Annotated in this window: 8 protein-coding genes; 1 reads left to right on the forward strand and 7 read right to left on the reverse strand. The window is 33.1% G+C overall.

Annotated features, from left to right (window positions below; all coding sequences use genetic code 11):
- From VFS71_RS07745 to purH, 7 genes are all read right to left on the reverse strand, one after another.
- Positions 1 to 844, reverse strand: an 844-nt coding sequence (locus tag VFS71_RS07745; RefSeq protein ID WP_326400355.1) for a GLPGLI family protein, incomplete at its 3' end; no start/stop codon positions are given.
- 477 nt (positions 845 to 1,321) lie between these two features.
- Positions 1,322 to 2,557, reverse strand: a complete 1,236-nt coding sequence (rodA, locus tag VFS71_RS07750; protein WP_326400356.1) for a rod shape-determining protein RodA — start codon at positions 2,555 to 2,557, stop codon at positions 1,322 to 1,324.
- A gap of 10 nt (positions 2,558 to 2,567) precedes the next feature.
- A complete protein-coding gene (gene mrdA / locus VFS71_RS07755) occupies positions 2,568 to 4,505 on the reverse strand; it encodes a penicillin-binding protein 2 (RefSeq protein WP_326400357.1) in 1,938 nt (645 codons plus the stop codon).
- Complete coding sequence (locus tag VFS71_RS07760) at positions 4,502 to 5,008, reverse strand: rod shape-determining protein MreD (RefSeq protein ID WP_326400358.1); 507 nt, start codon at positions 5,006 to 5,008, stop codon at positions 4,502 to 4,504. The genes mrdA and VFS71_RS07760 overlap by 4 nt, the downstream gene beginning before the upstream one ends.
- Entirely contained in the window at positions 5,001 to 5,831 is an 831-nt protein-coding gene (gene mreC, locus VFS71_RS07765) for a rod shape-determining protein MreC (protein WP_326400359.1), read from the reverse strand. The genes VFS71_RS07760 and mreC overlap by 8 nt, the downstream gene beginning before the upstream one ends.
- A 54-nt stretch (positions 5,832 to 5,885) precedes the next feature.
- Positions 5,886 to 6,914 (reverse strand): rod shape-determining protein, encoded by a 1,029-nt coding sequence (locus tag VFS71_RS07770; protein WP_100433056.1) that lies wholly within the window; start codon positions 6,912 to 6,914, stop codon positions 5,886 to 5,888.
- Positions 6,915 to 6,968: 54 nt separating this feature from the next.
- Positions 6,969 to 8,495 (reverse strand): bifunctional phosphoribosylaminoimidazolecarboxamide formyltransferase/IMP cyclohydrolase, encoded by a 1,527-nt coding sequence (purH, locus tag VFS71_RS07775; RefSeq protein WP_326400360.1) that lies wholly within the window; start codon positions 8,493 to 8,495, stop codon positions 6,969 to 6,971.
- 165 nt (positions 8,496 to 8,660) lie between these two features.
- Here purH and VFS71_RS07780 point away from each other — a divergent pair, with 165 nt between their 5' ends.
- A complete protein-coding gene (locus VFS71_RS07780; protein WP_326400361.1) occupies positions 8,661 to 9,908 on the forward strand; it encodes an ABC transporter permease in 1,248 nt (415 codons plus the stop codon).
- Positions 9,909 to 10,057 lie beyond the last annotated feature (149 nt).

Below are 10,057 nucleotides of genomic sequence, written 5' to 3' on the forward strand. Positions count from 1 at the left end.
TTTCTCTCATTTCCTCCATCTTTTTAACCACGATATCATCGTACTCTTGTTGAGAAACCACTTTTCCTTTTGTAGCTTCTTTAATTTGAGCTTTATCCTTAACATTCAACACTACTTTAGAGCATAAAATAGTAGTTTTTCCATCGTTGACTTCCAATATCAAGCCAGGTAAACCCCAATAACTTTCTGGCCCTTGATTGACTGGAATTTCAGGGGTATACCAAGCAGTTACCGTAATCTCTTTTGGCATCTCCAAATCAGACATGAAAGAAGTTTTTTTGTTTTTATCTTCTGGTTTTCCTGCCTCTGGTTTATCCTCATTTTTAGGCCTAAAGTTTCTAAAATCGGTTTTACTAACTGGTCGAACTGCAGTTGCTTTAAAACAATTATATCCTCCAATGATTTTAGTCTCCGTCTCCATTTTCCATTTCAAATCGGGAAGTGAATCTTTGATCAAAAATTCTTTTCCCATAAATTCTTTATCAACGGTATAGTATTTACTCTTTACATTTTTATAAAAAGTTCCTCCTCCGCCCATCATCGAACTCATCATACGCATTCCTCCACCGCCTCCTTCTTGTCCTGGCGCTTCCAGCTTTTCTTCTTCCTTATAAATAGAGCCTGATTTGTCGAAATTGAGTATAAATGTTTTCTCGAACATTTTTTTCATTCGTTCTTCCATGTTCTTTTGCATTTCCGGAGTAATATCCCTATTTCCTGGCATTCGATTTTTAAAATCCGCCGTACTGGTCTTAGATTCATAAACTGCCATCCCCTGAAATTCTTGGGCTTGCATTTGGATTGCTGTTATTGCCAATGCGAAAGTGAGAACTAATTTTTTCATATATTATTATTTGAATTATGAAGCGTATAAAAACCATCATAATTTTTATTTTTTAGATAATGACAAAAAGGCAAAATGCTAACTCTTAGCCCCGGTTGAAGTGAAAATCCTTTTTTGTCTAGTCTCGCCTTTTTGGACGAGACTAGACAAAAAAGATTGCAACGGAAAACGGGACGATATTGGCAAAAAAACCTAATCTTTCTGCTCCTAATTAATAATTGAACTCCCTTTTATACTGGCACCGAATAAAAGATAACTGCACCAAGCGTTTCCATATTGGAATCACTTTCAAAAGTATAATTAACATTTCTGCTTCGAAAATTGAATATACAAATGGGTAAAAGTTAAAGACAGAAAGCCTTTATCTCCTGATAAAAAGATATAGGACACAGTTTTCCCATAAAGGTTTAATAGATAAACCTATAAAAGATAAAGAAATAAGATTTTAGCTAAAAAAGGAGATTTAATTAGAATGATTTACCACTCATTTACTTTATTGGCATCCATTTTAATAAAAATGAACAGTAAAATGGTGAATCCCCACAAACCTGATCCCCCATAAGAAAAGAAAGGTAATGGAACTCCAATCGTTGGAAAAACTCCAACAACCATAGCAATATTTACAAAAAAGTGTGTGAATAATATTCCCGCAACACAATAACCATATACTCTACTAAATTTGGTTTTCTGTCTTTCGGCAAGATAGATTATTCTAAGAAATAAACCAGTAAAAAGGCCAATCACTACTAAGGATCCAACAAATCCCCATTCTTCACCAACTGTAGTGAAAATATAATCGGTATGTTGTTCAGGTACAAAACCTCCTTTGGTTTGAGTACCTTCAAGAAAACCTTTGCCAAACCAGCCCCCAGAACCAACTGCAATCTCAGATTGATTGGTATTATACCCAATACCTTTCATATCCACCTCTTTTCCTAACAATATATTAAAACGATCGCGATGGTGTTGCTTAAAAACATTAGTAAAAACATAGTTTACCGATAAAACAAAACCAGATATAAGTGCAAAAAGCATAGCACTCAATACAACATTTCGGTCTCCTATTCTCGATTTGTAATGTACAAGAACAATAACCAATAAAGCCATCAAAATAACGTACTGTGGCTCTAAAACCAGCGTTAACATAAAAAGCACAATGGTTATAAAACCGGTCCATACATACCAAGACGGTAATCCTTCTCTAAACAAAACAATAATAAAAATACTGTAGATCATAGCACTTCCTGGATCGGGCTGTGGTAAGATGAGCATTACAGGCAAAAAGACTATAGCCAATGCCTGTACTTGTCTATTAACGTCTTTTAAGTTTATTTGTGTGTCGCTTAGATATTTGGCCAATGCCAATGAAGTAGCCGCTTTTGCAAACTCTGAGGGCTGCAATGTAAAACTCCCAATTGCATACCAACAACGCTGTCCTGCAATAGTTTTACCAAACGCGAACAAACCCACCAGCGACAGCAAAGAAATTACGAATATGATACTGGCATATTTTTCATAAAATTTGCCATCAATATACAATAGAATAAAAATCAAAGGAACAGATAAAGCAATAAATATAGCTTGTTTTTCATAAGTCCCTTCAGTAGAAGACAATGAAGAAGAATAAATATTCAACCAACCTAAAAACACAAGTAAAATGTAGATAATGATACATATCCAATCAATATTGCTTGATAAACTTTGATTTTTCATTTGATATGAATTATTGTTTTTTGGTTTTTAAAGAATCTAATATTTGGGCTGCTTTTATCTTACTGTTTGTAATAGAATCTTGAATACGCAGTTGTTTTTTTACTTCTTCTGAAAGGCCACCAAGTTTTGCGTAACGACTTTGTAAACTGATATTTAATACTCGAGTTTCCAAATCTGTTCTCGTGATTTTTTTTCTCAAATATTTTTCAATCATTAAGCTAGCGATTGGTCCGGCGATTGTAGCTCCAAAGCCTCCATTTTCAACCAAAACTGCTATAGCAATTTTTGGGTTATCCTTTGGTGCAAAAGCAACAAAAATAGAGTGATCTTGCATTTTAGTCCTCACTCCATCAATTTTAGCATAATTTTCAGCAGTACCAGTTTTCCCACATATATCAATACCTTCTACTCGTAAACCATAAGCAGTACCTCTGTTATAAACATCAAACAATCCACTAATCATGGGAGGAAAATATTTTCTGTCAATAGTTGTAACATGTCGCGTGGTGAACTTGGGGTCGATTTTCTCTCCTTTTATCTTTTTAATAATATGAGGAGTATAATAATAGCCTTCATTAGCCACAGCCGACATCATATTGGCCAATTGAATTGGAGTCATCAATACTTCCCCTTGCCCAATAGCATTAGAAATAATAGTTTTCCCACTATAGCCCCAACCAGGGTACATTCTTTTATAAGTTTTGGAAGTAGGGATCTTTCCTTTTCTACCTATTGGTAAATCATAACCCATAAATTGACCTAATCCGAAACTCTTAACATGATTACTCCATACATCCACAGCATAAGGAGTCTTTTTATATTTCCCAATAGTTCTCAAATACACATTCGAAAAATAAGCATTACAGGATTTATAAATACCAACATGAAGATTTTGTACACCACCACCACAATGGCATCTTTGAAATCTGCCTGGGGCATAATAAAAACCATGATTACAAACAAAAGTGGTTTCTTCGTCTATTACTCCCTCTTGTAATCCAACAAGACCTGTCATAATTTTAAAAGGGGAACCTGGCGGATACTCAGCCATTAATCCCCTATCATAAAGCGGTTTTGCTATAGAATCATGATATAATTTTGTGTAATTTTTGGAACGTTGTCTTCCGACCAAAATTCCAGGATCATAGGATGGTGCAGTTACAAGCGCTAAAATCTCGCCCGTTTTAGGTTCAATAGCTACAATTCCTCCTCGTTTGTTCACCATCAACTGCTCACCATACTTTTGAATTTCTGCATCAATAGTTAGGTTTATATCCTCTCCTTGAACAGCAATAGTATCGTATTTCCCTTCTTTATAGGAACCTATTTCTCGGTTGAATTTGTCTTTTTGAAAATATTTAACCCCTTTAACACCTCTAAGGATTTTTTCATAACTTTCCTCAACACCTTGTTTACCAATCAAATCACCACTTTTATAATAATGATTTTTTTCAATTAGTTTATCATTGACCTGCGTTATAAATCCAAAAATATTGGCCCCAAAATTAACTTCATAATCGCGTAAAGCACGTTTTTGAAAATAGAATCCTTCAAACTTTCTGATTTTTTCTTGAAAAGCAGCAAACTCATTTTTATTCAATTGAGCCAAAAATACAGATGGTAATCTTGGGCTGTATACTTTTGCTTTTTCTATTCTTTTGATAAAATCATCCTTTGTAATATTCAATAATTTACAAAACTCCAGAGTATCTGTATTATGCAACTCTCTAGGAATTACCATGATATCGTAAGAAGGCTGATTGGCAACTAATAACACTCCATTTCTATCATAAATATAACCTCTCTCTGGATAATCATATTTGATTTTAATTGCATTATTTTCTGATTTTAGTTTAAAAGAATCGTCTATAATTTGCAAGTAAAAAACACGTATGAGTAACAAAGATGCACCAATAATAATTAAAGCTGGCAACAAGACTTTTCTCATCTTTTATTTGGCTTTATTAGGTAAATAAGAATAATACAGGTTAAAATAGTAAACAGTGTGCTTAAAAAAGTTCTAAGTAGAACGTCTAAGAAAAAAGTAATTTGAAAAGATTCCAATAAGAATAAGGCAATATGATGTGTAATAACTGCCAATAAAATAAACGTAAATCGTTCTGGTGTCAAAACATCATTTAGTTTGATCGTTTGATATTCATAACTGAGTCCAAATGAAAATTTAAAAAAGTAAGGTCTTAAATAAGCCAAAAGAACGCATGCTGTAGCATGGACACCACCTGAATTACAGAATAAATCCATAATTAAACCTAGAAAAAAACTAGCGATAAGCAGATTGGCCTTGTTCCCGTTTACAGGGTAAAGAATGATGAAAAGTATATAAGGGAATGCACTTACATAACCTCCGAAATTCATATTATTAAAAACTAGAATTTGTAAAGCTAATAAGAGCACAAAACGAAAAATATTCACTAACAACGTGCTATTCATCTTTTTTTCTTTGATTTTCTAAATTTTTAATTTCTTCGCTATTTTCAGATTTTATAATATAAACATGACCCAAATTGGTCATATCATTAAATAGTTTTACTCTGATAGTGTAATAATGAGTTTTGTCACCAGGGATGAATATTTTATCAATTGTACCAATTCCAATGTTTTCAGGAAATATTACAGATTGTCCACCGGTAACGATAGTGTCCCCTTTTCGAATACTGGCTAATCTTGGTACGTCAATCAATTGTACAAAACCTGCATTTTTTCCATCCCAATTCAAGGTCCCAAAATGATCTGAATTCTTGATTTTGGCATTAATTTGAGATTTAACATTCAAAATACTGATTACTGTAGAATAATTTGCAGATACATTATCGGTAATACCTACAATTCCCAGACTATTAATAACTCCCATATCAGGCTTAACACCAGATTTGGCACCAGAATTCAAAGTTAAAAAATTCTCATACACATTATATGAATTATGAATCACTTTTGAAACAATGATATCTTTAGGAAGAACTCCTTTTAGGCTGTCTAAATTAGGAATCTTCGCAGAATCTTGAGTTTTAAACAACAAACTTTTCAAGTTGGCATTTTCTCTTGCAAGTTCATCATTTTGTTCTTTTAAGTGAAGATATTCTTCCACAGAATTAATTCTTTCATAAACACCACCACTCAAAAAATTGGCTGAACTGATGACTTTACTCCTATGAAAAGAATGAGATTGTATGGTAAGGGATAACGAAATACCCAAAAGCAGCAAAAACAGTAATCTATTACTGTTTTTTATAATAAATGAAAATATTTGCTGCATTTCTTAACGGTATATTGAATGTTAGATATAAAGTAACTTCAGTAAAAAAGGGTATTACTTAATCAAAATGTTTTTAAACTTTGTAATATTCTTAAGAGCCATTCCTGTTCCTCTTACTACTGCTCTCAATGGATCTTCGGCAATATAAACTGGTAAATCAGTTTTTTGTGAGATTCTTTTATCAAGTCCTCTCAACATAGATCCACCACCTGCAAGATAGATACCTGTATTATAAATATCGGCTGCTAATTCTGGAGGAGTTTGCGATAATGTTTCCATTACTGCATCTTCAATTCGTTGAATTGATTTGTCCAATGCTTTTGCAATTTCTCTATAAGACACCTCAACCTGTTTTGGCTTTCCGGTTAATAAATCTCTACCTTGAACTGACATATCTTCTGGAGGAGTTTCCAAATCTTCAATAGCTGCACCAATTTGAATCTTTATTTTTTCAGCAGTACTTTCCCCAACAAATAAGTTGTGTTGTGTACGCATGTAATAAACAATATCATTGGTAAAAACATCTCCGGCAATTTTAACAGATTTATCACATACGATTCCACCTAATGCAATTACCGCAATTTCAGTTGTTCCACCACCTATATCAACAATCATGTTCCCTTTTGGTTGCATAATATCAATTCCGATACCAATAGCTGCAGCCATAGGCTCATGTATTAAGTATACTTCTTTACCGTTTACTCTTTCACAAGATTCTTTTACCGCTCTCATCTCCACTTCGGTAATCCCTGAAGGAATACAAACAACCATTCTTAAGGCGGGTGTAAACATTCTTTTTTTCAATGCTGGTATGCTCTTGATAAACATACTAATCATTTTTTCAGATGCATCAAAATCAGCAATTACACCATCTTTTAAAGGCCTGATTGTTTTAATGTTTTCATGCGTCTTACCTTGCATCATATTGGCTTCCTTACCAACTGCAATAATTTTGCCTGATATTCTATCACGCGCAACAATAGACGGACTGTCAATTACGACTTTGTCATTGTGAATGATTAAAGTGTTTGCTGTACCAAGGTCTATCGCAATATCCTCGGTCATGAAATCAAAAAATCCCATATGCCTTTTAGGGGTTAAAAAGTTATAAATAAATTACGCACAAAGTTAAACAAATTAATGTTTAAAATGACGTGTTCCTGTAAATACCATCGCAAGATTATTTTCATTGCAATAATTAATACTCAATTCGTCTTTAATTGATCCTCCTGGTTGAATTACGGCTGTTATTCCAGCTTTCTTTGCTATTTCAACGCAATCTGGGAATGGAAAAAAAGCATCACTTGCCATAGAAGCGCCTTCTAAACTAAATCCGAAAACTTTTGCTTTTTCAATAGCTTGTAATAAAGCATCTACTCTTGATGTTTGTCCAGTTCCCGAAGAGATTAAAGTACCGTTTTTAGCGAAAACAATCGTATTTGATTTAGTATTCTTACACACTTTAGAAGCAAAAATCAAATCTTCAATTTCTTGCTCCGTAGGTGATGTTGTTGTAACGGTTTTTAAGTCTGCTTTAGTATCAGTGATGTTATTTCTTTCTTGAATTAACAATCCATTCAAACACGTTCTCACCTGTTTTTGAGGCAATTCAACATCATTTTGAATTAATATAATTCTATTTTTCTTTTCTTGTAAAATAGCAATTGCTTCTGCATCATAAGATGGAGCGATTACAACTTCACAGAATAATTTATTGATTTCATTGGCGGTAGCCACATCTATTGTCGTATTAGCAATCAACACACCTCCAAAAGCAGAAGTAGGATCACAAGCTAATGCCACATTGTATGCTTCAGAAATAGTCTCTCTTGTAGCTAATCCACAAGCATTGTTATGTTTTAAAATTGCGAATGTTGGTCCGTCAGTCTTAAATTCATGAATTAAGTTTACTGCAGCGTCAACATCCAATAAATTATTATATGATAATTCCTTACCATGAACTTTGGTAAACATAGCGTCAAAATCTCCGAAGAAAAATCCTTTTTGGTGTGGATTTTCTCCATATCTCAATACTTGTCCGTTTTCTATACTTGCCTTATAAATTGTTTCGTCAGTGTTGAAATAATTAAAAATAGCTCCATCGTAATGAGAAGAGACATGAAAAGCTTTGGTAGCCAATAATTTTCTGTCTGCCAATGTTGTACCCCCATTTTGAGTAGTAATCATGTCCAAAAACAGACCATATTGATCCATAGAAGGAACGATTACGGTATCTTTAAAGTTTTTTGCTGCAGCACGAATCAATGAAATACCACCAATATCTATTTTTTCGATAATATCTTCTTCACTTGCTCCTGAAGCAACTGTTTTTTCAAAAGGATATAAATCAACAATTACCAAATCAAGTTGCGGAATGTTGTATTCCTGCATTTGCTGTACATCACTTTCATTATCTTGACGGTTTAAGATTCCACCAAAAACCTTAGGATGTAATGTTTTTACTCTTCCCCCTAAAATAGAAGGATAAGAAGTAACATCTTCAACAGGGATAACTGGGATTCCTAAATTTTTAATGAATTCCTCGGTTCCTCCTGTAGAATAAAAAATTACATTTTGCTCATGCAATTTTCTTACAATTGGTTCAAGACCTTCTTTTGAAAAGACCGAAATTAATGCTGATTGGATTGTTTTTGTTGTGTTCATCGAGTAGTTATGATTATAAAGTGCAAAAATAGTTTTTTTTGATAATATAATTCAATAAAAAATATGTAACAATGTCTTAAAATAACATACCAATTGTTAAATGTATTTTTTTTAGGTTTTTGAAACAAAAAGATAGAATTTTACAGTAATACTAATTCAAAAAACATGCTAGTTTACCTACGATTATTAAAAGAGAGTTTTGGTTTTGCCATGAATGCTTTACGCAGCAACAAATTGAGAACATTACTTTCTTTATTGGGGGTTACTATTGGTATATTCTCCATAATAGCGGTACTTGCAGCGGTAGACTCTTTGGACAGAAAAATTTCAAAAGAACTAAGCAGCCTGGATAAAAACACTATTTATTTATTGAAATTTTCCTTTGGTCCTTCGGATATACCGCAATGGAAAAGAGAGCAATTTCCCAATGTAAAATACACTGAGTATGTTTACCTAAAAAACGCAATGACCCATACTCAACAATTAGGATACCAAATATTTACAAAAAGAGAAACCATAAAATACGAATCCAAAACAGTGAGTGATGTAAATATCGTCCCCGTTTCCTATGAATTTATAGATATTCAGGGACTGGAATTTGAAAAGGGAAGATTTTATAACGAATCTGAATCCAACTCCGGAACTCCTGTAATTGTAATCGGTAACGATATTGCAAAATCGCTTTTTGAGGACTCAGAACCACTAGGGAAAAACGTAAGATTGTATGGCCAACGCTTTACCGTTATAGGTGTTTTAAAAAAGGAAGGTTCTTCGTTTGGTGACAGTAATGACACTGCAGCCATTATTCCTGTCAATTTTGTCCGCAGATTGTATGGCGACAATAATCCAAATTTAACGAATGTAATCATATTCAAGCCCGAAAAAGGAGTGGATATGGAAGAGTATAAAAGTGAGATAACACAAAAACTGAGAAATTTTAGAGGACTGAAAGCCGGGGAAATTGATGATTTTTTCATTAATGTTTTTGGTGGATTTCTCGATCTTATCAATGGTATAATAAGTTCTTTACGCTTAGGTGGTATTTTCATAAGCTTTTTTTCCTTTCTCGTTGGAGGTTTTGGAGTTGCTAATATCATGTTTGTTTCCGTAAAAGAGCGAACGAATTTAATAGGCATTCAAAAATCTTTGGGGGCAAAAAACAGATTTATATTGTTCCAGTTTTTATTCGAAGCTATTATTCTTTGTGTTATTGGAGGTATAATTGGCCTAGCAATAGTTTGGCTATTATCAATCTTATTGACTAATTTATTAGATTTTGAATTTGTTTTAAGTTTTTGGAATATCTTAATTGGAGCAGGATTGTCAATTATTGTTGGAATAATTTCAGGAATTCTTCCAGCTATTAGCGCATCTAAACTAGATCCTGTGGAAGCCATTAGAACTGGAATGTAGCATGTTGTATTTTTGTTATTTAATTGTAAATTTTGATGCTTAAAAATAATTAGGTATTTTTAAGCATACATATTTAAACTAATAAATAAATGAGCTTTATCCTAAAACCTGTTGATACTGTTGAGTCTATTTCTAGAGAAGAATTTAAA

Origin of the sequence: Flavobacterium sp., from assembly GCF_035760125.1 — a bacterium.
Taxonomy (GTDB): domain Bacteria; phylum Bacteroidota; class Bacteroidia; order Flavobacteriales; family Flavobacteriaceae; genus Flavobacterium.